The sequence below is a fragment of the Variovorax saccharolyticus genome, from assembly GCF_030316765.1.
Classification (GTDB): domain Bacteria; phylum Pseudomonadota; class Gammaproteobacteria; order Burkholderiales; family Burkholderiaceae_C; genus Variovorax; species Variovorax saccharolyticus.
The window spans coordinates 122,733-145,772 of sequence record NZ_JASZYT010000001.1 but is presented as its reverse complement, the minus strand read 5'-3'; the positions used below and the strand labels follow the sequence as shown (position 1 = coordinate 145,772).

Genomic DNA, 23,040 nt, shown 5'->3' with positions numbered 1-23,040 from the left:
GAAAAAAGCCCCGCTGTCGCCAGCGGGGCTTTTTGCCTTCGGAAGACGACCGGGCCGGCCGCTCAGGACAGCTTCTGCTGCTGCATGAAGCGGTCGAAGGTGCCTTCGGTGAAGCGGAACCAGGCGTTCTGGTCGGCCAGGAACTTCGAGTAGTCGGGGTAGACCTTCTTCCACTCGGGATTGCTGCTGTTGAGGTCCGAGTAGATCTGCTGGGCCGACTTGAAGGCGGCGTTCATGACGTCCTGGGTGAAGGGACGCAGCTTGGTGCCGGAGCCGACGAGCTGCTTGAGCGCGACCGGATTGCGGGCGTCGTACTTCGCCGTCATGCCGATGTTGGCCTGTGCAGCCGCTGCGGTGACGATCGCCTTGTATTCGGCCGACAGGCCTTCCCACGCCTTGGTGTTGATGTAGAAGTCGAGCTGCGGGCCGCCTTCCCACCAGCCGGGGTAGTAGTAGAACGGCGCGACCTTGTTGAAGCCGAGCTTCTGGTCGTCATACGGGCCGACCCATTCGAGCGCGTCCAGCGTGCCCTTTTCGAGCGCCGGGTACAGGTCGGCGCCGGGGATCGATTGCGGGATCACGCCGAAGGGCTCGAGCACGCGGCCGGCGAACGGGTTGGTGCGGAACTTCAGGCCCTTGAGGTCGGCGACCGACTTGATCTCCTTGCGGAACCAGCCGCCCATCTGAGCGCCGGTGTTGCCGCCCGGCAGGTTGTAGATGTTGTACTTGGCGTAGAACTCGCGCATCAGCTTGAGGCCGTTGCCTTCGTACATCCAGGCATTCATCTGGCGCGTGTTGAGGCCGAAGGGCACCGCGCAACCGAGACAGAAGGTCGGGTCCTTGCCGTAGAAGTAGTAGGGCGCGGTGTGCGCCATTTCGACCGACGCGTTCTGCACGCCGTCGACCACGCCGAAAGCCGGCATCAGTTCGCCACCGGCATGCACCGAGATCTGGAACTTGCCGCCCGTCATGTCGCTCACGCTCTTGGAAAACGTTTCGGCCGTTCCGAAAATGGTGTCCAGGGACTTGGGGAAGCTCGACGCGAGGCGCCAGCGGACGGCCGCCTGCGCATGGACCGCAGGCGCGATGCCGGCGGCGAGGACACCGGCAATGCCAGCGTTTTTGATGAGGGAACGACGATCCATTGAATTCACTCCGAGTGCATGGGAAAAACGACAACGCGGCTTGTGGCCGCGTCAATGACTTTTTGGGTCGACAGCGATTGTAAAAAGCGCTTACAAGCCGCCGGGGGGGGTTTTCCCTGCGGAACTCCCACTGTCGAACCGCGTCCGTATCGACTGCTCGATGCCCGTGGCATCGAGGCCGATGCCGGCCAGCAGCTTGGCCGGATCCCCGTGCTCGATGAAGCGGTCGGGCAGGCCCAGTTGCAGCACCGGCTTCTGCACGCCGGCCGCCTGCAGCGCCTCCAGCACCGCACTGCCGGCACCGCCCATGAGTGCGCCCTCTTCGAGCGTGACGATCGCATCGTGCCCGGCCGCGACCTGCAGCAGCAGTTCGACATCGAGCGGCTTGGCCCAGCGCATGTTGACCACCGTGGCGTCGAGCGCCTCGGCGGCGCTGAGCGCCGGATACAGCAAGGTGCCGAAAGCCAGGATCGCGATGCGGCTGCCTTCGCGGCGGATCTCTCCCTTGCCGAAGGGCAAGGCATCGAGCGTGAGATGCGGCGCGACGCCGGCGCCGGCACCGCGCGGATAGCGCACCGCCACCGGATGGTTCTGCTCGAAGGCGGAAGACAGCAGTTGCCGGCACTCGGCCTCGTCGGCCGGGCAAGCCACGCTCATGTTCGGGATGCAGCGCAGGAACGGGATGTCGTAGGCACCGGCATGGGTGGCGCCGTCGGCCCCCACCAGGCCGGCACGGTCGAGCGCGAACACCACCGGCAGGTTCTGGATCGCGACATCGTGGATCAGCTGGTCGTAGGCGCGCTGCAGGAAGGTCGAGTAGATCGCCACCACCGGCTTGAGGCCCTCGCAGGCCAGGCCGGCGGCGAAGGTCACGGCGTGCTGCTCGGCGATGCCGACGTCGTAGTAGCGGCCGGGAAAGCGCTGCTCGAACTCCACCAGCCCCGAGCCTTCGCGCATCGCGGGCGTGATGCCGACCAGCCGGCCGTCCTGCGCCGCCATGTCGCACAGCCAGTGGCCGAAGACCTGCGTGAAGGTCTGCTTCGGCGCGGTGGCCGGCTTGACGAGGCCGACCGCGGGATCGAACTTGGAGGGTCCGTGGTAGGCCACCGGATCGGCCTCGGCCAGCTTGTAGCCCTGCCCCTTCTTGGTGACCACGTGCAGGAACTGCGGACCCTCGAGATGCTTGAGGTTCTCGAGCGTCGGGATCAGCGAATCGAGGTCGTGGCCGTCGATCGGCCCGACGTAGTTGAAGCCGAACTGCTCGAACAGCGTGGCCGGCACCACCATGCCCTTGGCATGCTGCTCGAAGCGCTTGGCCAGCTCGAACAGCGGCGGCGCGGCGCGCAGCACGCTCTTGCCGACGTTCTTCGCGGCGGCGTAGAAGTTGCCGCTCATGAGTTGCGCGAGGTAGCGGTTGAGCGCGCCGACCGGAGGACTGATCGACATGTCGTTGTCGTTCAGGATCACCAGCAGCTTGCAGTCGCACACGCCCGCATTGTTGAGCGCCTCGAAGGCCATGCCGGCGGTCAGCGCGCCGTCGCCGATGATCGCGACCGAATGCCGGTCCTCGCCCTTCTGCTTGGCCGCCATCGCCATGCCGAGCGCGGCCGAGATGCTGGTCGACGAATGGGCGGTGCCGAAGGTGTCGTACTCGCTCTCGCTGCGCTGCGGAAAGCCCGAGATGCCGCCGAGCTGGCGCAGGGTCGGCATGCGCTCGCGCCGGCCGGTGAGGATCTTGTGCGGATAGGTCTGGTGGCCCACGTCCCACACCAGCCGGTCGTGCGGCGTGTTGAAGACATGGTGCAGCGCGACCGTGAGCTCGACCGTGCCGAGGTTGGAACTCAGGTGGCCACCGGTGCGCGACACGTTGTCGAGCACGCAGGTGCGCACCTCGTCGGCCAGTTGCTTGAGCTGCGCGCGGTCGAACTGGCGCAGCGCGGAAGGATCGTGGAGAGTGGGGAGCAGCGGAGCCATGGGGGTGTCTTGTTGTTATCGATCGCGATCCACGACCATGCAGGCCAGCGCCCGCAAGGCGCCGGTGTCGGCCAGCATGCTGCGATCGAGGGCGGCGAGCGCCTGCGCGAGCAGTTCGCGGGCCTGCGCACGCGCGCCTTCGAGGCCGAGCAGCGAGACATAGGTCGGCTTGTCGCTGGCGGCATCCTTGCCGGCGGTCTTGCCGAGCGTTTCCGAATCGGCGACGACGTCGAGGATGTCGTCGACCACCTGGAAGGCCAGCCCGACGGCCGCGCCATAGTCGCGCAGCGCGGCCGGCGTCGCGGGCGAGGTCGATTCATCGCCGCAGGCCGCGCCCATCTCGACGCTGCCCTGCAGCAGTGCGCCGGTCTTGAGGCGGTGCATTTCGCGCAGCTGCGCCTCGTCGAGGGCCAGGCCGACGCTGGCGAGATCGATCGCCTGGCCGCCCGCCATGCCCTGGCTGCCCGCCGCACCAGCCAGCAGGCGGCACAGCCGGGCCTGCACCGCGGGCGCCACCTCGTCGCCGGCCGGCGTGAGGAGCTCGAAGGCCAGCGCCTGCAGGGCGTCGCCGGCCAGCAGGGCACCGGCTTCGCCGAACTTCACATGCACCGTCGGCTTGCCGCGGCGAAGCACATCGTTGTCCATGCACGGCAGGTCGTCGTGCACCAGCGAGTAGGCATGGATCAGCTCGACCGCGCAGGCCGCACGCAAGGCCGCCTCGGGCCGGCCGCCGACCGCCTCGCTGGCGGCGAAGACCAGGAGCGGCCGCAGCCGCTTGCCGCCGTCGAGCACCGCATAGCGCATCGCGTCGCCGAGCTGCGCCGGGGCGTCGACGCCGACCCATTTCGACAGCGCGGCCTCGACCCGCGCCAGATGGGGTTCGCTCCAGGCGGACAGGCGCGCCGCATCCCAGCGCAGGGCATCCGCGCGGCTCATTCGGCCCAGGCCTTGAGGCTGCCTGCGTCGAGCACCTTGATCTGGTCTTCGACCGCCTGCAGCCGCTCGCGGCAGAAGGCCAGCAGCGCGGCGCCGCGCTGGTAGCTGCCAAGCAGCTGGTCGAGCGGCAACTGCCCGGATTCGAGTTCGGTCACGAGTTGTTCGAGTTCCTGGAGCCCGGCTTCGTAGCTCGCGGGCAGGGCGCTGGCGTCGGGCAAGTCAGGCACGGCGGCCGATGGGGAGGAAGGCACCTTGGGCATTCAGGAGTTTGGCGTGAAACGCGCCATTTTAGGGCGGGGGGCGGGGATGCATGGCCGAGGGTACAATCGCCGTCTCCCAAAGCCGGCCCTGCCGGCGCCCTCCTCCGGGCCGTCTGTACCTTCGACGGCAGCCTTCCGTTTCATCTCTTTCTCCCTGTGGGGAGCTTGGTCAGGTCACCCATGTCTGATTTAAGTCTTCAACTGCAGCAGGCCTCGAGCCAACTTCCGGTTTCCGCGTACTTCGACGAGGCGCTCTACGCCCGCGAGCTGCAAACGCTGTTCGCCAACGGGCCGCGCTACGTCGGCCATCGCCTCGCGGTGCCCGAACCCGGCACCTTCCACACCTTGCCGCAGGAGCAGCAAGGCCGCGCGCTGGTGCACACGCCGAAGGGGGTCGAACTGATCTCCAACGTCTGCCGCCACCGCCAGGCCCTGATCCTGCAAGGCCGCGGCCAGCTCGACGCCAGGTCCGGCGGCAACATCGTCTGCCCGCTGCACCGCTGGACCTACGCCGCCGCCGACCCGCGCACCACCGGCACGCTGATCGGCGCGCCGCATTTCGAACAGGACCCCTGCCTCAACCTGCACAACTATCCGCTGCGCGAGTGGAACGGGCTGCTGTTCGAGCAGAACGCCGACAGCCAGGGCCGCGACGTCGCCGCCGACCTGGCCCGCATCGGTCCGCGCCTCGACCTCGATTTCGAAGGCTACGCCTTCGATCGCGTCGAACTGCACGAGTGCAACTACAACTGGAAGACCTTCATCGAGGTCTACCTCGAGGACTACCACGTCGGGCCCTTCCATCCGGGCCTGGGAAGCTTCGTCACCTGCGACGACCTGCGCTGGGAATTCGGCCACCACTTCTCGGTCCAGACCGTGGGCGTGGCCAACCGGCTCGGCCGCGCCGGCAGCCCGGTCTACCAGCGCTGGCAGGAGCAACTTCTCAAGTACCGCAACGGCAACCCGCCGCGCTACGGGGCGATCTGGCTCAGCTACTACCCGCACGTCATGGTCGAGTGGTATCCGCACGTGCTCACGGTCTCGACGCTGCATCCGGTCGGTCCGCAAAAGACGCTCAACATGGTCGAGTTCTTCTATCCCGAGGAAATCGTCGCCTTCGAGCGCGAGTTCGTCGAAGCCCAGCAGGCGGCCTACATGGAGACCTGCGTCGAGGACGACGAGATCGCCGAGCGCATGGACGCCGGCCGCCGCGCGCTGATGCTGCGCGGCGACGACGAGAGCGGTCCCTACCAGAGCCCGATGGAAGACGGCATGCAGCAGTTCCACGAGTGGTACCGCAGGGAAATGAGCTCCCCCCCAGTCAGCGTCTGATGCAGGCTCTCTGGATGGTGCTGGGCGCACTGATCTTCGCCACCATGGGCGTGTGCGTGAAGTTCGCCTCGGCCTGGTTCTCCAGCGCCGAACTGGTTTTCTACCGCGGCCTGATCGGTATCGTGTTCCTGTGGGTGCTGGCGCGCAGCCGCGGTGTCACGCTGGCCACGCGCTACCCGGGCATGCATGCCTGGCGCAGCCTGATCGGCGTGGTCTCGCTGGGCGCCTGGTTCTTCGCCATCGCCCACATGCCGCTGGCCACCGCGATGACGCTCAACTACATGAGCAGCGTCTGGATCGCGGCCTTCCTGGTCGGCGGCGCCCTGCTGGCCTGGGTGCCGGTGCCGGGCCGCGACGGCAAGCTGCCGCGGCCGCCGCTGCAGGGCCCGCTGGTTCTGACGGTGCTGGCCGGCTTCGGCGGCGTGGTGCTGATGCTCAAGCCCACGGTGGGCGACAACCAGGGTTTCGCCGGGCTCATGGGGCTGCTGTCGGGCCTGACGGCGGCCTTCGCCTACATGCAGGTGGTGGCCCTGTCGCGGCTTGGCGAACCCGAGGCGCGCACGGTGTTCTATTTCGCGGTCGGCTCCGCGGTGGCCGGCGGCTTCGGCACGCTGCTGGGCGGGGCCACGCCCTGGGACCAGTGGACCTGGGGCCACGCTGCGTGGCTGCTGCCGGTCGGCGTGCTGGCGGCGCTGGGCCAGCTCTGCATGACCCGCGCCTACGCCAGCGCCAAGACCGAGAGCGGGACGCTCCTGGTCGCCAATCTCCAATACTCCGGCATCGTCTTCGCCGCCATCTACAGCGTGCTGCTGTTCGGCGACCGCATCGACGCCGCGGGCTGGGCCGGCATGACGCTGATCGTCTGCAGCGGCATCGCCGCCACCGTGCTGCGCCAGCGCTCGCTGCCCAAGGCACCGGCCGAAGAGCACTAGGCTCGCACATCGGGCCAGCGGCCCGGCGAAGCCGGTTCCGCGGTGTTTCACGAGCGGGCAAAGAGGCAAAGAGCGCGGATATCGTTGGACAATCTGCTTTTCGCCGAGGCCATGATGCAAAACCCGCCCTTCACCACCCTGATCACCGCCGAGCAACTCAAGGCCCTGCTCGACCGCAGCGCAGCGTCGACGATGGTGTTCGACTGCAGCTTCGAGCTCATGAAGCCCGACGCCGGCCCGCAGCTCTACCGCACGGCCCACATCCCGGGCGCCGTCTATGCCAACCTCGACACCGACCTGAGCGCGAAGCACGGCGCACCCGGCGCGCGCGGCGTGGTGATCGCCCAGGACGACGGCCCGCCGGCCTCGGGCGGGCGCCACCCGCTGCCCAGCCGCGAGCGCTTCGCCACCTGGCTGTCGAGCGTCGGCTTCGCCAACGGCATGCAGGCCGTGGTGTACGACCGCAACGGCGCCAACTACTGCGGCCGGCTCTGGTGGATGCTGAAGTGGATCGGCCACGAGGCCGTCGCCGTGCTCGACGGCGGCCTGCAAGCCTGGCAGGCCGCCGGCGGCGAGGTGACGAGCCGCGAGGAGCCGACGCACTTCCAGTCGAACTTCGTCGCCGGCGAGCCGCTGCTGAAGCTGGTCGACACGCCGACGGTGGCGGCGCGGCTCGAACAGGCCGGCCAGACGCTGGTCGACGCCCGCGCCGCCGCAAGATATCGCGGCGAGGTGGAACCTCTGGACCCGATCGCGGGTCACATCCCGGGGGCCCTGAACCGGCCCTTCACCGAGAACCTCGGTCCCGACGGAAAGTTCAAGCCGGCCGCGCAGTTGCGCGCCGAGTTCGAGAACCTGTTGGCGGGCCGGGATCCCGCGACGGTCGTCCACCAGTGCGGCAGCGGCGTGAGCGCCGTGCCCAACCTGCTCGCCATGCAGATCGCGGGCCTCGGGCCGACCGCGCTCTATGCCGGCAGCTGGAGCGAGTGGAGCAACACGCCGGGGCTGCCGACCCGGCAAGGCACCCAAGCATGAACCTGTTCCGACGGCCCTTCTTCACCTTCGCCCTCAGCGCCTTCCTGGCCGCCCCCTTCGCCGCATCGGCACAGAGCCCGGCGGCCCACGTGCACGGGCAGGTCAGGCTCGACATCGTGATCGACGGCCCGACCATCGTGATCGCGATGGAATCCCCGCTCGACAACTTCGTCGGCTTCGAACGCGCGCCGCGCACCGACGCCGAGAAGAAGACCGCCGAGGACGCGATCGCGCAGCTGCGCGCCGGCGCCCAGCTGTTCAAGATCGACCCGGCCGCCAACTGCAAGCTCGGCCCGGTCACGCTGCGTTCCTCGGCGCTGGGCCTGGGCAAGAACGAGGAAGGCGCCGGCGAAGGCCACGCCGACCTCGACGGCAGCTTCGCCTTCAACTGCACCAACACGGCGGCCGCCAAGTTCATCGACATCGATCTCTTCAACGCCTTCAAGGGACCGCGCCAGATCGAGGCCCAGATCGCCGCGCCGCAGGGCCAGTTCAAGCGCACGCTGAAGCGGCCGGCGACACGGCTGGCCTGGAACAAATGACGCGGCCAAGAGCCGCCCGGCCGCTCCGAAGGCGCGCTGCGAAGCGCTGCCGCCACGCGAAGGTCCTGCGGTGAGCTTCGTCCTTTCGGCAGCGGCGCTGCGCTTTTGCTGGCCCGGCGCCCCGCACCCCTGCATCGACATCGAGCGCTTCGAGGTCGCCGCCGGCGAGGCCGTGTTCCTGCATGGCCCGAGCGGCTGCGGCAAGAGCACGCTGCTGTCGCTGCTGGCGGGCGTGCTGATCGCCGACGCCGGCCAGGTGCGGCTGCTGGGCCACGACTGGGCCCAGCTCTCGGGCACCGCCCGGGACCGGACGCGGGTCGCACATGTCGGCTACATCTTCCAGCAGTTCAACCTGCTGCCCTATCTCAGCGTGCTCGACAACGTGCTGCTGCCGTGCCGCTTCTCGGCCCGGCGCAGCGCACGGGCCTCGCGCGACGGCGCCGCACGCGAGCAGGCCGGCGAACTGCTCGACCGCATGGGCCTGGAGCGCAGCCTGTGGCCGCGCCAGGCGATGCAGCTGTCGGTCGGCCAGCAGCAGCGCGTGGCCGCGGCGCGGGCGCTGATCGGCCACCCCGAGGTGGTGATCGCCGACGAGCCCACCTCGGCGCTCGACGAGGACCGCCGCGAAGCCTTCCTCGACGTGCTGCTCGCGGCCTGCGAGGCGAACCGCAGCGCACTGGTCTTCGTGAGCCACGACCAGCGCATCGCCGGCCGCTTCTCGCGCCATGTGCTGCTGCCCGAGATCAATCGCGCGGCTTCGGAGGCATCCCGATGACCGCGCTGTTCCAGATCGCCTGGCGCAGCGCGTGGAACCGGCGCTTCACGCTCGCGCTCACCGTGCTGTCGATCGCGCTGTCGACCTTCCTGCTGCTCGGCGTCGAGCGCATCCGCACCGAACTGCGCGAGAATTTTTCCTCGTCGGTGTCCGGCACCGACCTGATCGTCGGCGCCCGCACCGGCTCGACGCAGCTGCTGCTGTACTCGGTGTTCCGCATCGGCGCCGCCACCAACAACATGCAGTGGAAGAGCGTGCAGGCGCTGGCCGCGCACCCGGGCGTGGCCTGGGTGGTGCCGCTGTCGCTCGGCGACTCGCACCGCGGCTTCTCGGTGCTGGCCACCACGCCGGCCTACTTCGAGCATTTCCGCTACGGCAACCGCCAGCCGCTGCAGCTGCGCGAGGGCCGGCCCTTCGCCGAGCTGTTCGACGCGGTGGTCGGGGCCGAAGTGGCCGACGCGCTGGGCTACCGAGTCGGCCAGCAGATCACGCTCGCGCATGGCAGCGGCGAGCTCAACGTCGCCGAGCATGCCGACAAGCCCTTCACCGTGGTGGGCGTGCTCGCACGCACCGGCACGCCGGTCGACCGCACGGTGCACATCGGACTCGAGGCGATGGAGGCGATCCATCTCGAATGGATGAGCGGCGCGCCGATGCCCGGGCTCAAGATTCCGGCCGAGCAGGTGCGCAAGTTCGACCTGACGCCGAAGAACGTGACCGCGGTGATGGTCGGGCTGAAGAACCGGGCCGCGGTGTTCGCGGTCCAGCGCTGGGTCTCGACCTATGCCGGCGAGCCGCTGATGGCGATCCTGCCGGGCGTGGCGCTCGACGAACTGTGGAGCGTGGTCGGCGTCGGCGAGCGGGCGCTGCTGCTGATGTCGGCGCTGGTCGCGCTGGTGAGCCTGGCCGGCCTGGTGTCGGTGGTGATGGCCGGCCTCAACGAGCGGCGCCGCGAACTGGCCGTGCTGCGGGCCGTGGGCGCCAGCCTGCGCCATGTGCTGGCCTTGCTGGCGCTCGAGGGCGCCCTCGTGACGCTGCTGGGCGTGGCGCTCGGCGTCCTGGCGGCGGTGCTCGGCATCGCCTTCCTGTCGCCATGGCTTCAATCGCACTTCGGACTCGCGCTGCGGCTGTCCGAACCTACGCACAACGAATGGCTGCTGCTCGCGAGCCTGGTCGCTGCGGGCTGGCTCGCCAGCCTGCTGCCGGGCATCCGGGCCTACCGGCTGTCGCTCGCCGATGGGCTTTCACCCAGAATCTGAATACCTTGCGGGACAGAGCAAGAAACTGCACAGCAGTTTTTGCTCTGTCCTCAACCAGCCAGAATAGACCATCATGACCCGTCCCCTTCTCCTCACGCTGCTCTCGCTGGTCGTCGCCGGCACCGCCTTCGCTGCCGGCCCCGCCCCGCAGGCCACTTCGCCGACCCAGCCGCTCGGCGGCAAGGCCGCGGAAGCCAAGCCCGCGCCGGGCCAGCCCCGGCTCATCAGCTGGGAAGAGCTGGTGCCCAAGGACTGGGATCCGATGAAGGAACTCAAGGGCATGGACCTGAGCAAGCTCGACGACAGCGACCCGCGCGCCAACGAGCTGCTCATGAAGCTGCAGGAAGTGTCGAACAACGCACCCACCAACCCGGCGCTCAACGGCGTCGAGGTGAAGATCCCCGGCTTCATCGTGCCGCTCGAGGAGAACAAGGGCGAGATCACCGAGTTCCTGCTGGTGCCCTACTTCGGCGCCTGCATCCACACGCCGCCGCCGCCGGCCAACCAGATCCTGCACGTGCGCCCGAAACAGGGTGCGAAGTTCCGCGCCATGGACACCGTCTGGGTCACAGGCAAGCTCCAGACGGTGCGCAACGATTCGATGATGGGCGTCAGCGGCTACCAGGTCACGGCCGACAGCGTCACCAAGTACACGGGCAGCCCGAAGTAGCCGGCGCCGCCCTCAGCGGCTGAACAGGCGGTAGATCCGGTCGTAGAAGTCGGCCGGGAAGCGCCAGTAGCGCGCCCCGCCCGGCGTCGTCTGCTCGTCCAGCCCGCGGCGCGGCGGCGGCGCATTCAGAAGAAACTGCGCCAGCATGTCGCCGCTGACCCATGGATCGTCGTACCAGAACGCGTGCGAGCTCTCCGGCAGGTTGGGGATGTCCTTCGGGTCGACGCGGATCAGGTCGAAGCGCAGCTTGCGCGAAGCCTCGACCAGAAAGCGGGTCTGCTCCTCGTCCAGTTCGGTGACATCGGGCCGGCCTGCGCGCGACGCCCGGCCGACGATGGCCGCGAAGCGGAGCACCGAATCGTTGAGGTTGGCCGCGATGCTCACGCGCTCGATGATGTCGATGTAGCCGCCGAGCTCGGTCACGAAGCGGCGGGTGTCGATGTCCGGCGCCGCGAAATAGATCTGGCCCAGCCGCAGCCGCTGCTGCAGCTGCTCGCGCGACTCCCCGGGCCGCGGCGTGCCCAGGCGCACCAGTGCCGGGCTCAGCACCTGCGCGCCGGCGCTGTAGGCCAGCACGTCGATCTTCGACGCCGTCGTGTTCTCTGCCAGCAGCTCGACCATCCGTGCGAAGGGCTCGACCGTGCTGGCCGCGTTGCTGACGTCGGTCAGGTAGCGCAGGATCGAGCCCGCCGACGGCCACATGAAGACCAGCACGACCATGCGCCGTCCGGTGAAGTGCCGGAACTGCGCCGCCTGCGCCGCCGCGCGCGGCACCGTGTTGTTGGAGCCATGCACATAGATCAGCAGCTCGCTGTTGGGGCTGGCGGCCAGGGCCTTGTTCACCAGCGCGAAGAAGGCCTTGGCCTCGGGCGAGTTCTTCACTTCTTCGTTGGACCGCAGCACGGCCAGCTGCTCGAGCCGTTCCAGGTGGACGATCGGCCGCTCGTCCGGATCGGCGCTGGTGGACAGGCGGTGCAGGGTCTCCCAGTCGAGCGTCTCGTCGCCGACCCGGACATGCGCGACCCCCATGCGCAGGTCGTCGGTGGGCACGATGGTGTGGACCGGCTCCGGCTGCTCGATCAGCGCCAGCCGGTTGGTGGCGTACAGCACCGGAACCTCGGTGGACTTGAGCTTCTCGCCGATCTGCTCGAAGGGATCGACATCGCCGTTGCTGAAGCTCACCGGCGTGGGCATGAGCCGCACCGGTGCATAGCAGCCGGCCAGCAGGACCGAGGCCAGCACCATGGAAAGGACCGCGGCCGTCCTGGCGATTCCGAATGTTCCGAGTTCGAGGTTGCGCATGCGCCGGAAGTATAGGGAGCCTCCACAGACCGCCCCGGACGTGCCACCATGGCGTCTCTCAAAAAAGGAGACCCCCATGTCGGATCACGTCTACAAGCTACTCGAACTCACCGGCTCCTCGCCGACCAGCAGCGACGACGCCGTGCGCCGCGCGATCGCCAAGGCCAGCGAATCGGTGCGCAACATCCAGTGGTTCCAGGTCACCGAGACCCGCGGCCACGTGGTCGACGGCAAGGTCGGCCACTGGCAGGTCACGCTGAAAGTGGGCTTCACCCTGGAAGACTGAAAGCAGACCCCGCGAGCAGGCCGGCGAAGCCCGGCCTTGTTGGTGAAACACCGCGGAACTGGCTTTGCCAGGCCGCTGGTGTTGCCCCCGGCAGGGGGTGGGCGCCCGGACACGAAGTGCCGGGCAACCTGGGGGCGAGCAACTAATCCGGCGCCTGCATCACCCGATCGAATTCCTCGTCCGCCGGCACGTTGTCGGCGTCGAGTTCGCTGGCGTCGGTGAGGTCGATGCCGGTCTCGTCGGAGAGCTCGTCCGTGGCTTCGGCCTCGGAATCGAATTCTTCCTCCTCTTCGGGCAAAGCGTCGTCGGCTTCGTCGATCTCGGGTTCTTCGGCGGCATCGGCGGACCGTGGAGGAGGCTCGGCGCTGATCATGATCTGACTCCTGGATGACTGCCTTGCATGATGCACCCACTGTGCACCTGCTGCCGAATCAGCCTCATCGGCAAAGGGGGAAGTAGCTTGTCAGAAAGCGCGCCGTGTGTCCAATCAGTGGGTGTGGCCGGACTCGTGGACGTGGCCGTGGTCGGCGCCCTCGTGGTCGTGGTCGGCATGGGCCAGCCGGCTCACCAGCGTGACCAGCAGGATGCCGGCCACCAGCCAGACGATCTGCAGCGCGGTCTGGCGCGCCGGCAGGCGCTTCTGCAACTGCGGGATCAGGTCGGCCAAGGCGACGTAGACGAAGCTGCTGGCCGCCAGCACCAGGAAGTACGGCAGCCATCCGTGCAGCTGGTCGACCAGCCACCAGCCGGCCAGGCCGCCCAGGGCGGTCATGGTGCCGGCCAGCGACACCTTGACCAGCGCCGCCCGGTGGTTGGTCGAACTCTGGCGCAGCACGACGAGGTCGCCGATGTGGTGCGGAACCTCGTGCGCCAGCACCGCGATCGCGGCCACCACCCCCAGGCGCAGGTCGGCGACGAAGGCCGAGGCGATCAGGATGCCGTCGCCGAAGCAGTGCACGCTGTCGCCGGTGAGGACGGCCCAGCCGCCACCGCCCCGAGGCGCATGCGCGTGGTCGTGCGAATGGTCATGCGCATGGCCGTGATGGTCGTGGCCGTGGCCGCCTTCATGCCCATGGTGATGCTCGTGCCCGTGGTGCCACAGCTCCGCCTTGTCGAGCAGGAAGAAGAAGACCAGGCCGAACAGCAGCACCCCGAACAGCACGCCCGGCTCGATCCGGCTTTCGAAGGCCTCCGGCAGCAGATGCATGAAGGCGGTCGCCAGCAAGGCGCCCGCGGCCAGGCTCAGCAGATGCTGCGGATTGACGCCGCCGGCGCCGCTGCGCACGCCCACGCGCAGCAGCAGCGCGGCGATCCAGACACTTCCGATGCCGGCGACCAGGGTCGCGGCGATGATGGCTAACAAATTCATGACGGCGTTGCGCAACAGGGCAAAAACAAAAAGCCGCCTCGAGGACGGCTTTCGCGCGACCCGCTTCGGGGCACACGGCGAATCGCGACGCCCTGGCGGCCGGGGTGCCGGGTGGCCAGGGGGGCTTTCGTCATCTTATCAACCGTGTCAAGGGGCTGCCCCGAGGTGGTAGGCACGGGAGGCCAGCGCCGACGCCAGCACCTGCGCCGGATCCAGCAGGTCCAGGCGCTCGACCTCGTCGGCGCCCTGAAGGCCGAGCGGGATCTCGGTGCAGCCCATGACGATCGCGACCGGCCCGTGCCGTTGCGCCAGTTGCAGCGCCACCCGGCTGAAACAGGAACGGGCCAGCGCCCTGTCTCCGGCCTTCACGCCCTCGTAGATGCCGCGCATGAGCAGTCGGCGCTCGTCCTCGCGTGGCAGGTGGCAGGCGATGCCGGCGCGGGCCATCGCCTGCTCGTAGAGACCGATGCGGTAGGTGCCCTCGGTTGCCATGAGCGCGGCGCCCTGCACGCCGCGCGCGGCGAGGTGGGCCGCGACTTCGCGCGCCACATGCAGCACCTCGATCTGGGGAAAGCGCTGCTGCAGCGTCTCGTGCCAGGCGTGCGCGGTGTTGCAGGCGATGGCCACCGCCCGGCTGCCCAGGGCGGCCAGCCGGCCCAGCGCCTGCAGCATCGGCTCGAGCGGCTGGTGCGCACCGAGCTGCGCCGATTCGATCGCCTCGCTGCGGTCGGGCACCGGCACCTGGGCCAGCCAGTGCTCCGGGAACGCCTGGTCCCCCACTGCCTGGCCGCGCGCCCGCAGCAGCACCGCGCAGGCCTCGACGAACAGGCGCACGAAGTCGGCGCCCGCTGCCGGGCCCATGCCACCGAGAATGCCGACGGTCTGCGGCGTGCGCATGGGATGCCGGGCTCCGCGCTCAGGTCGCCGGCTTGTCGCTCGGCGACTGGATGTTCTCGCGCAGCTGCGGCGCCATCGGCAGGTTCAGCGGCACGCCCTTGGGCGGGATCGGCTGCAGGAACCACTTGGTGTACATCTTCTCGAACTCGCCGCTCTTCATGAGGCCGATGAAGGTGTCGTCCACCAGCTTCTTGAAGGCCGGGTCGTCCTTGGCCATCATGCAGGCGTAGGGTTCGACCTGCAGCGCATCGCCCACCACCTCGAAGTCGGCCGGGTTCTTGGCATTGGCGATCAGGCCGAACAGCAGGATGTCGTCCATCGCGAAGGCCACCGCGCGGTCGCTCTCGACCAGCAGGAAGGCGTCGGCGTGGTCCTTGCCGAGCACGATGTCCATGTCGAGGTTCTTGTCGGTGTTGTACTTGCGCATGACCAGCGCGTTGGTCGTGCCGGTGGTGCTGGCCACGGTCTTCTTCGCGAGGTCGGCGTAGTTCTTGATCTTCGAGGACTTCTTCACCAGCAGCCGGGTGCCGGTATAGAAGTGGTTGATCGCAAAGCTGACGTCCTTGGCGCGGGCCGTGTTGTTGGTGGTCGAGCCGCATTCGAGGTCGACCGTGCCGTTGCTGATCAGCGGAATCCGGTTCTGCGAAGTCACCGGCGTCAACGCCACTTCGAGGTTCGGCTTGTTGAGCTTCTTCTTGACCGCCTCGACCACCGCATTCGACAGGTCGACCGAGAAGCCGATCGGCTTGTTGGAGCCCTCGAGGTAGCTGAAGGGCACCGAGGACTCCCGGTAGGCCAGCGTGATCTTGCCGGTCTCGGCGATCTTGGCCAGGGTGTCGGCGGCCTGGGCGGCCGTGGTGGCGGCGGCAGCGAGCAGAACCGCTGCCATCGATGCGGTGAATTTCATGCGAGCCCTTTCGAGTTTTTGAAGGTGAGGGAGTGTAGGAATCATTCGCCCGCCGCTCACAATTCCTTTAGCACCATCGGCCATGACCAAAAGTCATGGGCTGGCCATGCCATGCGCTTTGGCTATGGGCCGCGGTGCTTTTGGCATTTCCCGATCCGCGGCTGCCGGCCTAGAGTCGACCCTCCACAGAACAGCGAGAGGAAAGCGTCATGCACGTCTGCGTGCTGGGGGCCGGCATCGTCGGCCTGGCGACCGCCTGGCACCTGAACCGCGAGGGTTTCCAGGTCAGCGTGATCGATCGCGCCGTGCCCGGCGCCGGAGCCAGCGGCGGCAATGGCGCCCAGCTGAGCTATTCCTACGTGCAGCCGCTGGCCGACCCGTCGATCTGGAGGCAGTTGCCCAAGCTGCTGCTTTCGCCCTCTTCGCCGCTCAAGCTGCGCCCGCAACTCGACCCCCTGCAATGGCGCTGGGCGCTGGCCTTCCTGGCCGCCTGCAACGCCCGCACCTCGCGCGACAGCACCGCCAGCCTGCTGGCGCTGGCGGCGCAAAGCCGCGCAGCCTTCGAGGCCATGCGCGCCGACATCGGGCCCGACTGCGATTTCTCGGCCACCGGCAAGCTGGTGCTCTATGGCGGAGCGGCGTCGCTGGCGGGTGCCCAGCGGCAGCTCGAACTGCAGCGCGCGATGGGCAGCCAGCAGCGCCTGGTGACCGCCGACGAGTGCGTCGCCCTCGAACCGGCGCTGGCGGACTACCGCGCGCAGATCGCGGGGGCGGTCCACACGCCCAGCGAATGTGCGGCCGACTGCCTCAAGGTCTGCAGCGAACTCGTGCGGGCGCTCGATGCCCGCGGCGTGCGCTTCCTGCTCGATACCGAGATCCACGGCTTCGATGTGCGCGGCGGACGCGTGGCTGCGGTGCAGACGGCCGGCGGCAGCATCGAGGCCGATGCCTTCGTGATGGCGCTGGGCACCGCCTCGCACCGGCTCGGCCGCCAACTCGGCGCCTACCTGCCGGTCTACCCGCTCAAGGGCTACAGCATCACGGTCGACGTCGATCCTGCGCCCGGCGCCGCGCCGCAGGTGAGCGTCACCGACAGCGCCCGCAAGGTGGTTTTCGCGCGCATCGGTTCGCGCCTGCGCGTCGCCGGCATGGCCGAGCTGGTCGGACACGATGCGAGCATCCCCGCGGCCCGCATCGACACCCTGGCCGAGGCCACGCGCGCGGTGTTCCCGCGGGCCGGCCGGCTGGACGCGCTGCACCCCTGGACCGGCATGCGCCCAGCCACGCCGACCGGCGTGCCGATCGTCGGCCGGCTCGAGGGCGCGCCGTCCAACATGATCTTCAACACCGGGCACGGCGCGCTGGGCTTCACGCTCGCTTTCGGCTCGGCGCTGCGGGTGGGCGAGGCGCTGGTCCCCGCGCCGGCCACTTTGGGGTAGCCTCTACCCTGAGCCAAGACAGCAAGGAGACAACGATGGCCAACACCCTCTCCCCCGCCGAAGAAGCATTGCGCGATGCCGCACGGGAATACCACCGATCGCCCGTCAAGGGCAAGATCTCGATCTCGCCCACCAAACCTCTGCTGAACCAGCGCGACCTGTCGCTGGCCTACTCGCCCGGCGTCGCCTACCCCTGCCTGGACATCGAGGCCGACCCCTCGCTGGCGGCCGAGTACACCTCGCGCGGCAATCTCGTCGGCGTGGTCACCAACGGCACCGCGGTGCTGGGCCTGGGCAACATCGGCCCGCTGGCCAGCAAGCCGGTGATGGAAGGCAAGGGCTGCCTGTTCAAGAAGTTCGCCGGCATCGACGTCTTCGACATCGAGCTGGCCGAGACCGACCCCGACAAGCTGGTCGACATCATCGCCGCGCTCGAGCCCACGCTGGGCGGCATCAACCTCGAGGACATCAAGGCGCCCGAGTGCTTCTACATCGAGAAGAAGCTGCGCGAGCGCATGAACATCCCGGTGTTCCACGACGACCAGCACGGCACCGCGATCATCTCCGCGGCGGCGCTCATCAACGGCCTCGAGCTGGTCGGCAAGAAGATCGAGGACGTCAAGATCGCGGTCTCGGGAGCCGGCGCCGCAGCCATCGCCTGCCTCGATGTCATGGTGGGCCTGGGCGCCAAGCCGGCCAACATCTACGCGGTCGACTCCAAGGGCCTGATCTACATCGGCCGGCCCGGCGGCTTCGACGACTCGAAGACCCGCTATGCGCAGAAGGACAGCGGCGACCGCACGCTGGCCGACGTCATGAAGAACGCCGACGTCTTCCTGGGCTGCTCGGCGCCCGGCGTGGTCACCCAGGACATGGTCAAGAGCATGGGCAGCCAGCCGATCATCCTGGCGCTGGCCAACCCCGAGCCCGAGATCCGGCCCGAGCTGGCGAAGGCCGTGCGGCCCGACTGCATCATCGCCACCGGCCGCTCGGACTACCCGAACCAGGTCAACAACGTGCTCTGCTTCCCCTACATCTTCCGCGGCGCGCTCGATTGCGGCGCGAGCAAGATCACGGAAGAAATGAAGCTGGCCTGCGTGCGCGAGATCGCCGACCTCACCAAGGCCGACATCAGCGAGGAAGTGGCCACCGCCTACGCCGGCCAGGAACTCGCCTTCGGGCCGGACTACATCATCCCCAAGCCCTTCGACTCGCGCTTGATCCTGCGCATCGCGCCCGCGGTCGCCAAGGCGGCGCAGGCCTCGGGCGTGGCCACGCGGCCGATCGAAGACCTCGACACCTACCGCCAGCACCTGACGCGCTTCGTCTACCAGACCGGCATGTTCATGCGCCCGGTGTTCAGCGCCGCCAAGGTGGCGAGCGCCAAGCGCGTGGCCTACGCCGAAGGCGAGGACGACCGCGTGCTGCGCGCCGCCCAGCTGGCGGTCGACGAGGGCCTGGCCAAGCCGATCCTGATCGGTCGCCCGGCGGTGATCGAGGCCCGCATCAAGAAGGCCGGCCTGCACATCAACCTGGGCCGCGACGTCGAGTGCGTCGATCCCGAGGACGATCCGCGCTTCCGTACCTACTGGGAGACCTACCACCAGATCATGGGCCGGCGCGGCATCACGCCCGAGGCCTCGAAGGCCATGGTGAGGCGCTCCAACACCACCATCGCCTCGCTGATGCTGCACCTGGGCGACGCCGATGCCATGCTGTGCGGCCTGGTCGGGCGCTTCGACAGCCACCTCAAGATCCTGAACCAGGTGCTGGGCCTGAAGCGCGGCGCGCCGGGTTTCGCGACGCTCAACGCGCTGACGCTCGAGAAGTACACCCTCTTCATCGCCGACACCAACGTCCACGAAGACCCGAGCGCCGAGACCCTGGCCAACATCGCGGTGATGGCGGCCGACGAGGTGCGGCGCTTCGGCCTGCCGCCCAAGGTGGCCTTCCTGTCGCACTCCAACTTCGGCTCGTCCGAACGCGGCTCGGCGCGCAAGATGCGCCTCGCGCGCGACCTGTTCTCCAAGATGGCGCCCGACATCGAATGCGATGGCGAGATGCACGGCGATGCGGCCCTGTCGGAAGACGTGCGCCTCAAGGCGCTGCCCGAGACCTCGCTCACCGGCGAGGCCAACCTGCTGATCTGCCCGAACCTCGACGCCGCCAACATCCTCTTCAACGTGCTCAAGATGACCGGCGGCAACGGCGTGACGGTGGGCCCGATCCTGATGGGCGCGCAGGGCTCGGCCCACATCCTGACGCCGTCGTCGACCGTGCGGCGCGTGGTCAACATGACCGCGCTGGCGGTGGCCGACGCCAACTCGCCGCGCTAGCACCCGGGCGCGCGCACCAAGCTGGACGCCCCGTCGCGGTGCACGCGACGGGGCGTTCTGCATCCGGCTCCCTGAGAAGCCATGAACCCCCGGTTACCGCATGCACCCGCATGGGACGGCCGGAAGGGTTCGCACCAATCGCGTGCCGGCACCGTTTTTGCTTGAATCCCGTGCATCCATCTTTCACGGAATCCTGAATGAACAAGCGCGCCCTGCTCCAGACCTTCCTCGCCGTCTCGGCACTCGGCCTCGGCCTGGCCACCGCCCAGGCCCAGACGACGACACCGATCAAGTTCCAGCTCGACTGGCGCTTCGAGGGACCCGGCGCCTTCTTCACGCATCCCGCTGCCAAGGGCTACTTCAAGGCCAGCGGCCTCGACGTCACGGTCGACGCCGGCAACGGCTCGGGCGGCGCCGTCACGCGCGTGTCCTCGGGCGCCTACGACATGGGCTTCGCCGACCTGGCGGCGCTGATGGAGTTCCACGCCAACAACCCCGACAGCCCGAACAAGCCGGTCGCGGTGATGATGGTCTACAACAACACGCCGGCCTCGGTCATGGCGCTCAAGAAGAGCGGCATCACGAAGCCCGCCGACCTGACGGGCATGAAGCTCGGAGCCCCGGTGTTCGACGCCGGCCGCCGCGCCTTCCCGATCTTCGCCAAGGCCAACAACGTCGGCGCGGTGAACTGGACAGCGATGGACCCGACGCTGCGCGAGACCATGCTCATGCGCGGCGACATCGACGCCATCACGGGCTTCACCTTCACCTCGCTGCTGAACCTCGAATCGCGCGGCGCCAAGGCGGCCGACATCGTGATCCTGCCCTACCCCGACTTCGGCGTGAAGCTCTACGGCAACGCGATCATCGCCTCGCCCAAGCTCATCAAGGAGAACCCGGCGGCGGTCAAGGCCTTCCTCACGGCCTTCACCAAGGGCGCCAAGGAAGTGATCGCCAGCCCGGCGGTGGCGATCGAGTCGATCAAGGCGCGCGACGGCATCGTCAACAGCGAACTCGAGACGCGCCGCCTCAAGCTGGCGATCGACACCGTGGTGAACACACCCGACGCGCGCGCCGAGGGATTCGGCCAGGTCAATGCCGGCCGGCTGTCGCTGATGGCCTCGCAGGTGTCGGACGCCTTCGCGACCAAGACCCGCGTGAACCCCGACGCCGTGTGGAACGGCTCGCTGCTGCCGTCCTCGGCCGAGCTGAACATTCTGCGCAAGTGATGGCGGAGACCGACAACGCGCCCTTCGTCGATTTCCAGGACGTCTGGCTCGCCTACAACGAGGAACTGCTGCGCGCCAACCACTTCGCGGTCGAGGCGATCGACCTGAAGGTCAAGCGCGGCGAGTTCATCGCCATCGTCGGCCCTTCGGGCTGCGGCAAGTCGACCTTCATGAAGCTCACGACGGGCCTCAGGATGCCGTCGATGGGCAAGATCCGGATCGACGGCGAGCCGGTCACCGGTCCGCTGAAGATCTCGGGCATGGCCTTCCAGGCGCCGTCGCTGCTGCCCTGGCGCACCACGGTCGACAACGTGCTGCTGCCGCTGGAAATCGTCGAGCCCTACCGCTCGACCTTCAAGGCCAAGCGCAAGGAGTACGTCGAGCGGGCCCGCAAGCTGCTGCAGAAGGTCGGCCTCGGCGGCTACGAGGACAAGTTCCCGTGGCAGCTCTCGGGCGGCATGCAGCAGCGCGCCAGCATCTGCCGCGCGCTGATCCACGAGCCCAAGATGCTGCTGCTCGACGAGCCCTTCGGCGCGCTCGACGCCTTCACGCGCGAGGAGCTCTGGTGCATCCTGCGCGACCTCTGGACCGAGCAGCAGTTCAACGTGATCCTGGTCACGCACGACCTGCGCGAGTCGGTGTTCCTGGCCGACACGGTCTACGTCATGAGCAAGAGCCCGGGCCGCTTCGTGGTCAAGCGCGAGATCGAGCTGCCGCGCCCGCGCGAGCTGGAGCTGACCTACACCAAGGAATTCACCGACATCGTGCTGGAGCTGCGCGGCCACATCGGCGCCATCCGGAGCAACGCGATCGCCGATGCCGCCAAGGCCCCGGCGGCGATCCCGCAGTAAGCCATTCATGAAGAACAACAAGCAAATCGAACGCTGGTCGCCCTGGCTGCTGCTGGTCGCGGTCATCGTGCTGTGGCAGATCATCTGCTCGGGCTTCGGCGTCTCGGAATTCATCTTCCCGAGCCCCTGGCGCATCTGGACCCAGTTCTGGGAGTTCAAGGAAATCATCGCCGGCCACGCCTGGCGCACCTTCTGGGTCACGATGGCGGGCTTCGGCCTGGCGATCGTGGTGGGCGTGCTGCTGGGCTTCGTGATCGGCAGTTCGCGGCTGGCCTACGCGGCGATGTACCCGCTGATGACCGCCTTCAACGCACTGCCGAAGGCGGCCTTCGTGCCGATCCTGGTGGTCTGGTTCGGCATCGGCGTCGGGCCGGCGATCCTCACGGCCTTCCTGATCAGCTTCTTCCCGATCATGGTCAACATCGCGACCGGCCTGGCGACCCTGGAGCCCGAACTCGAGGACGTGCTGCGCGTGCTCGGCGCCAAGCGCTGGGACGTGCTCATGAAGATCGGCTTCCCGCGCTCGATGCCCTACTTCTTCGCCTCGCTCAAGGTGGCGATCACGCTGGCCTTCGTCGGCACCACGGTGTCGGAGATGACCGCCGCCAACGAGGGCATCGGCTACCTGCTGATCTCGGCCGGTTCGTCGATGCAGATGGGCCTGGCCTTCGCCGGCCTGATGGTGGTGGGCGCGATGGCGATGGGCATGTACGAGCTGTTCAGCGCGGTCGAGAAGCACACGACGGGCTGGGCGCACCGGGGTTCGCAGGGGGAGTGAAAGCGCCTATCCTTGCGGGTTCTTTTTCAGGAGAGACGAACCCATGATCAAGGTCAGCGTGATGTACCCCTTCTCCCCCGGCGCGCGGTTCGACCACGCCTACTACCGCGACAAGCACATGCCGCTGCTCGCGAACCGGATGGGCGACGCCTGCAAGTCCTACACGATCGACAAGGGCCTGGCCGGCGGCGCACCCGGCCAGCCGCCCACCTATGTCGGCATGTGCCACGTCTTCGCCGACTCGGTGGAGTCTTTCCAGGCCGCCTTCGGCCCGCATGCGAAGGAGATCCTGGCGGACATCGCCAACTACACCGACATCCAGCCGGTGATGCAGATCAGCGAAGTGGTGGTGGGCTGAGGCCTGCTCACACGAGCCGGGTCTCGATCTCGGTCTTGACCTCGGTCATCAGGCGGTGCACCGGGCACTTGCCCGCCACCCGCAGCAGTTCGGCGCGCTGCGCCTCGGTCAGCTCACCCGTGACCCGCAGCGTGCTGTCGAGGCGGTAGACGCCGTGGCGCTCCTCGCTGTCGTCGCGGTCGACCGCGACCTCGATCTCCTCGATCGGCATGCCCTTGCGCCGCGCGTACAGCAGCACGGTGAGCGCCTTGCACGCGGCCAGCGAGGCGTCGTAGAGGTCGTGCGGCGTCGGGCCCGCATCGGTGCCGCCGCCGTCGGGCGAGGCGTCGACCGGGATTTCGTGCGCGCGGATATTTAGGATGTGGCGGGTGCCTGTGACGCCGTCGCGCCGGACCGTGAGGGTCATTTGAATTGCTCCTGTTTGAATG

At 68.3% G+C, this 23,040-nt stretch carries 24 protein-coding genes; 14 read left to right on the top strand and 10 right to left on the bottom strand.

Going from position 1 to position 23,040, the window contains the following annotated elements; genetic code table 11:
* Positions 1-62: 62 nt before the first annotated feature.
* The 4 genes from QTI45_RS00730 to xseB all read right to left on the bottom strand — a co-directional run bounded on the left by QTI45_RS00730 (position 63) and on the right by xseB (position 4,315).
* The gene (locus QTI45_RS00730; protein WP_286369289.1) at positions 63-1,145 is read right to left on the bottom strand and encodes a TRAP transporter substrate-binding protein; all 1,083 of its coding nucleotides are present in this window, start codon (positions 1,143-1,145) and stop codon (positions 63-65) included.
* A 90-nt stretch (positions 1,146-1,235) separates the two neighbouring features.
* Entirely contained in the window at positions 1,236-3,119 is a 1,884-nt protein-coding gene (dxs, locus tag QTI45_RS00725; protein WP_286369288.1) for a 1-deoxy-D-xylulose-5-phosphate synthase, read from the bottom strand.
* Positions 3,120-3,134: 15 nt separating this feature from the next.
* On the bottom strand, positions 3,135-4,055 hold the full coding sequence (locus QTI45_RS00720) for a polyprenyl synthetase family protein (RefSeq protein ID WP_286369287.1): 921 nt from the start codon (positions 4,053-4,055) through the stop codon (positions 3,135-3,137).
* Positions 4,052-4,315 (bottom strand): exodeoxyribonuclease VII small subunit, encoded by a 264-nt coding sequence (xseB, locus tag QTI45_RS00715; protein ID WP_286369286.1) that lies wholly within the window; start codon positions 4,313-4,315, stop codon positions 4,052-4,054. Before xseB ends, QTI45_RS00720 begins: the two co-directional genes overlap by 4 nt.
* 180 nt (positions 4,316-4,495) lie before the next feature.
* Between xseB and QTI45_RS00710 the strand changes: the two genes are divergently transcribed.
* The 7 genes from QTI45_RS00710 to QTI45_RS00680 all read left to right on the top strand — a co-directional run bounded on the left by QTI45_RS00710 (position 4,496) and on the right by QTI45_RS00680 (position 10,860).
* Complete coding sequence (locus QTI45_RS00710; RefSeq protein WP_286369285.1) at positions 4,496-5,647, top strand: aromatic ring-hydroxylating oxygenase subunit alpha; 1,152 nt, start codon at positions 4,496-4,498, stop codon at positions 5,645-5,647.
* On the top strand, positions 5,647-6,579 hold the full coding sequence (locus QTI45_RS00705; RefSeq protein WP_286369284.1) for a DMT family transporter: 933 nt from the start codon (positions 5,647-5,649) through the stop codon (positions 6,577-6,579). The genes QTI45_RS00710 and QTI45_RS00705 overlap by 1 nt, the downstream gene beginning before the upstream one ends.
* 114 nt (positions 6,580-6,693) lie before the next feature.
* On the top strand, positions 6,694-7,614 hold the full coding sequence (locus QTI45_RS00700; RefSeq protein ID WP_286369310.1) for a sulfurtransferase: 921 nt from the start codon (positions 6,694-6,696) through the stop codon (positions 7,612-7,614).
* Positions 7,611-8,156: a DUF2796 domain-containing protein gene (locus QTI45_RS00695; RefSeq protein ID WP_286369283.1), complete on the top strand. Its 546-nt coding sequence runs from the start codon at positions 7,611-7,613 to the stop codon at positions 8,154-8,156. Before QTI45_RS00700 ends, QTI45_RS00695 begins: the two co-directional genes overlap by 4 nt.
* A 70-nt stretch (positions 8,157-8,226) precedes the next feature.
* Positions 8,227-8,931 carry an ABC transporter ATP-binding protein gene (locus QTI45_RS00690; protein WP_286369282.1) on the top strand — a complete coding sequence of 235 codons (705 nt, stop codon included), beginning with the start codon at positions 8,227-8,229 and terminating at the stop codon, positions 8,929-8,931.
* Complete coding sequence (locus QTI45_RS00685; protein WP_286369281.1) at positions 8,928-10,190, top strand: ABC transporter permease; 1,263 nt, start codon at positions 8,928-8,930, stop codon at positions 10,188-10,190. The genes QTI45_RS00690 and QTI45_RS00685 overlap by 4 nt, the downstream gene beginning before the upstream one ends.
* Positions 10,191-10,263: 73 nt before the next feature.
* A complete protein-coding gene (locus tag QTI45_RS00680; RefSeq protein WP_286369280.1) occupies positions 10,264-10,860 on the top strand; it encodes a DUF3299 domain-containing protein in 597 nt (198 codons plus the stop codon).
* A 12-nt stretch (positions 10,861-10,872) separates the two neighbouring features.
* On the opposite strand, the gene QTI45_RS00675 is transcribed toward QTI45_RS00680, so the two are convergent.
* Positions 10,873-12,162: an alpha/beta hydrolase gene (locus tag QTI45_RS00675; protein ID WP_286369279.1), complete on the bottom strand. Its 1,290-nt coding sequence runs from the start codon at positions 12,160-12,162 to the stop codon at positions 10,873-10,875.
* A gap of 76 nt (positions 12,163-12,238) precedes the next feature.
* Here QTI45_RS00675 and QTI45_RS00670 point away from each other — a divergent pair, with 76 nt between their 5' ends.
* Complete coding sequence (locus tag QTI45_RS00670) at positions 12,239-12,448, top strand: dodecin (protein WP_286369278.1); 210 nt, start codon at positions 12,239-12,241, stop codon at positions 12,446-12,448.
* A 142-nt stretch (positions 12,449-12,590) separates the two neighbouring features.
* Here QTI45_RS00670 and QTI45_RS00665 read toward each other — a convergent pair whose 3' ends face one another.
* The 4 genes from QTI45_RS00665 to QTI45_RS00650 form a co-directional block, all read right to left on the bottom strand.
* Positions 12,591-12,821: a hypothetical protein gene (locus QTI45_RS00665; RefSeq protein ID WP_286369277.1), complete on the bottom strand. Its 231-nt coding sequence runs from the start codon at positions 12,819-12,821 to the stop codon at positions 12,591-12,593.
* Positions 12,822-12,935: 114 nt separating this feature from the next.
* Positions 12,936-13,817: a ZIP family metal transporter gene (locus QTI45_RS00660; protein WP_286369276.1), complete on the bottom strand. Its 882-nt coding sequence runs from the start codon at positions 13,815-13,817 to the stop codon at positions 12,936-12,938.
* Positions 13,818-13,964: 147 nt separating this feature from the next.
* Positions 13,965-14,714 carry an aspartate/glutamate racemase family protein gene (locus tag QTI45_RS00655; protein WP_286369275.1) on the bottom strand — a complete coding sequence of 250 codons (750 nt, stop codon included), beginning with the start codon at positions 14,712-14,714 and terminating at the stop codon, positions 13,965-13,967.
* Between the two features lie 19 nt (positions 14,715-14,733).
* Positions 14,734-15,621, bottom strand: a complete 888-nt coding sequence (locus tag QTI45_RS00650; RefSeq protein ID WP_286369274.1) for a transporter substrate-binding domain-containing protein — start codon at positions 15,619-15,621, stop codon at positions 14,734-14,736.
* A 209-nt stretch (positions 15,622-15,830) separates the two neighbouring features.
* Here QTI45_RS00650 and QTI45_RS00645 point away from each other — a divergent pair, with 209 nt between their 5' ends.
* The 6 genes from QTI45_RS00645 (at position 15,831) to QTI45_RS00620 (ending at position 22,612) form a co-directional block, all read left to right on the top strand.
* Complete coding sequence (locus tag QTI45_RS00645) at positions 15,831-17,060, top strand: D-amino acid dehydrogenase (RefSeq protein ID WP_286369273.1); 1,230 nt, start codon at positions 15,831-15,833, stop codon at positions 17,058-17,060.
* Between the two features lie 35 nt (positions 17,061-17,095).
* Positions 17,096-19,396, top strand: coding sequence for an NADP-dependent malic enzyme (locus tag QTI45_RS00640; protein ID WP_286369272.1), 2,301 nt, complete (start codon positions 17,096-17,098; stop codon positions 19,394-19,396).
* Positions 19,397-19,593: 197 nt separating this feature from the next.
* Positions 19,594-20,625: an ABC transporter substrate-binding protein gene (locus QTI45_RS00635; RefSeq protein ID WP_286653272.1), complete on the top strand. Its 1,032-nt coding sequence runs from the start codon at positions 19,594-19,596 to the stop codon at positions 20,623-20,625.
* A complete protein-coding gene (locus tag QTI45_RS00630; RefSeq protein ID WP_286369270.1) occupies positions 20,625-21,476 on the top strand; it encodes an ABC transporter ATP-binding protein in 852 nt (283 codons plus the stop codon). The genes QTI45_RS00635 and QTI45_RS00630 overlap by 1 nt, the downstream gene beginning before the upstream one ends.
* Before the next feature lie 7 nt (positions 21,477-21,483).
* Positions 21,484-22,254: an ABC transporter permease gene (locus tag QTI45_RS00625; RefSeq protein ID WP_286369269.1), complete on the top strand. Its 771-nt coding sequence runs from the start codon at positions 21,484-21,486 to the stop codon at positions 22,252-22,254.
* Positions 22,255-22,297: 43 nt separating this feature from the next.
* Positions 22,298-22,612, top strand: coding sequence for an EthD family reductase (locus QTI45_RS00620; RefSeq protein ID WP_286369268.1), 315 nt, complete (start codon positions 22,298-22,300; stop codon positions 22,610-22,612).
* Between the two features lie 7 nt (positions 22,613-22,619).
* Here the strand turns inward: QTI45_RS00620 and QTI45_RS00615 are convergent, their stop codons facing one another.
* Positions 22,620-23,018, bottom strand: a complete 399-nt coding sequence (locus QTI45_RS00615) for an OsmC family protein (RefSeq protein WP_286369267.1) — start codon at positions 23,016-23,018, stop codon at positions 22,620-22,622.
* Positions 23,019-23,040: the final 22 nt, after the last annotated feature.

Coding starts and splice junctions, on each gene's coding strand:
- QTI45_RS00640 (WP_286369272.1), top strand. CDS start 17,096: ATGGCCAACACCCTCTCCCCCGCCGAAGAAGCATTGCGCGATGCCGCA.
- QTI45_RS00625 (WP_286369269.1), top strand. CDS start 21,484: ATGAAGAACAACAAGCAAATCGAACGCTGGTCGCCCTGGCTGCTGCTG.
- QTI45_RS00700 (WP_286369310.1), top strand. CDS start 6,694: ATGCAAAACCCGCCCTTCACCACCCTGATCACCGCCGAGCAACTCAAG.
- QTI45_RS00710 (WP_286369285.1), top strand. CDS start 4,496: ATGTCTGATTTAAGTCTTCAACTGCAGCAGGCCTCGAGCCAACTTCCG.
- QTI45_RS00650 (WP_286369274.1), bottom strand. CDS start 15,621: ATGAAATTCACCGCATCGATGGCAGCGGTTCTGCTCGCTGCCGCCGCC.
- QTI45_RS00615 (WP_286369267.1), bottom strand. CDS start 23,018: ATGACCCTCACGGTCCGGCGCGACGGCGTCACAGGCACCCGCCACATC.
- QTI45_RS00730 (WP_286369289.1), bottom strand. CDS start 1,145: ATGGATCGTCGTTCCCTCATCAAAAACGCTGGCATTGCCGGTGTCCTC.
- QTI45_RS00645 (WP_286369273.1), top strand. CDS start 15,831: ATGCACGTCTGCGTGCTGGGGGCCGGCATCGTCGGCCTGGCGACCGCC.
- QTI45_RS00705 (WP_286369284.1), top strand. CDS start 5,647: ATGCAGGCTCTCTGGATGGTGCTGGGCGCACTGATCTTCGCCACCATG.
- dxs (WP_286369288.1), bottom strand. CDS start 3,119: ATGGCTCCGCTGCTCCCCACTCTCCACGATCCTTCCGCGCTGCGCCAG.
- QTI45_RS00655 (WP_286369275.1), bottom strand. CDS start 14,714: ATGCGCACGCCGCAGACCGTCGGCATTCTCGGTGGCATGGGCCCGGCA.
- QTI45_RS00630 (WP_286369270.1), top strand. CDS start 20,625: ATGGCGGAGACCGACAACGCGCCCTTCGTCGATTTCCAGGACGTCTGG.
- QTI45_RS00635 (WP_286653272.1), top strand. CDS start 19,594: ATGAACAAGCGCGCCCTGCTCCAGACCTTCCTCGCCGTCTCGGCACTC.
- QTI45_RS00695 (WP_286369283.1), top strand. CDS start 7,611: ATGAACCTGTTCCGACGGCCCTTCTTCACCTTCGCCCTCAGCGCCTTC.
- QTI45_RS00660 (WP_286369276.1), bottom strand. CDS start 13,817: ATGAATTTGTTAGCCATCATCGCCGCGACCCTGGTCGCCGGCATCGGA.
- QTI45_RS00680 (WP_286369280.1), top strand. CDS start 10,264: ATGACCCGTCCCCTTCTCCTCACGCTGCTCTCGCTGGTCGTCGCCGGC.
- QTI45_RS00665 (WP_286369277.1), bottom strand. CDS start 12,821: ATGATCAGCGCCGAGCCTCCTCCACGGTCCGCCGATGCCGCCGAAGAA.
- xseB (WP_286369286.1), bottom strand. CDS start 4,315: ATGCCCAAGGTGCCTTCCTCCCCATCGGCCGCCGTGCCTGACTTGCCC.
- QTI45_RS00675 (WP_286369279.1), bottom strand. CDS start 12,162: ATGCGCAACCTCGAACTCGGAACATTCGGAATCGCCAGGACGGCCGCG.
- QTI45_RS00720 (WP_286369287.1), bottom strand. CDS start 4,055: ATGAGCCGCGCGGATGCCCTGCGCTGGGATGCGGCGCGCCTGTCCGCC.
- QTI45_RS00685 (WP_286369281.1), top strand. CDS start 8,928: ATGACCGCGCTGTTCCAGATCGCCTGGCGCAGCGCGTGGAACCGGCGC.
- QTI45_RS00670 (WP_286369278.1), top strand. CDS start 12,239: ATGTCGGATCACGTCTACAAGCTACTCGAACTCACCGGCTCCTCGCCG.
- QTI45_RS00620 (WP_286369268.1), top strand. CDS start 22,298: ATGATCAAGGTCAGCGTGATGTACCCCTTCTCCCCCGGCGCGCGGTTC.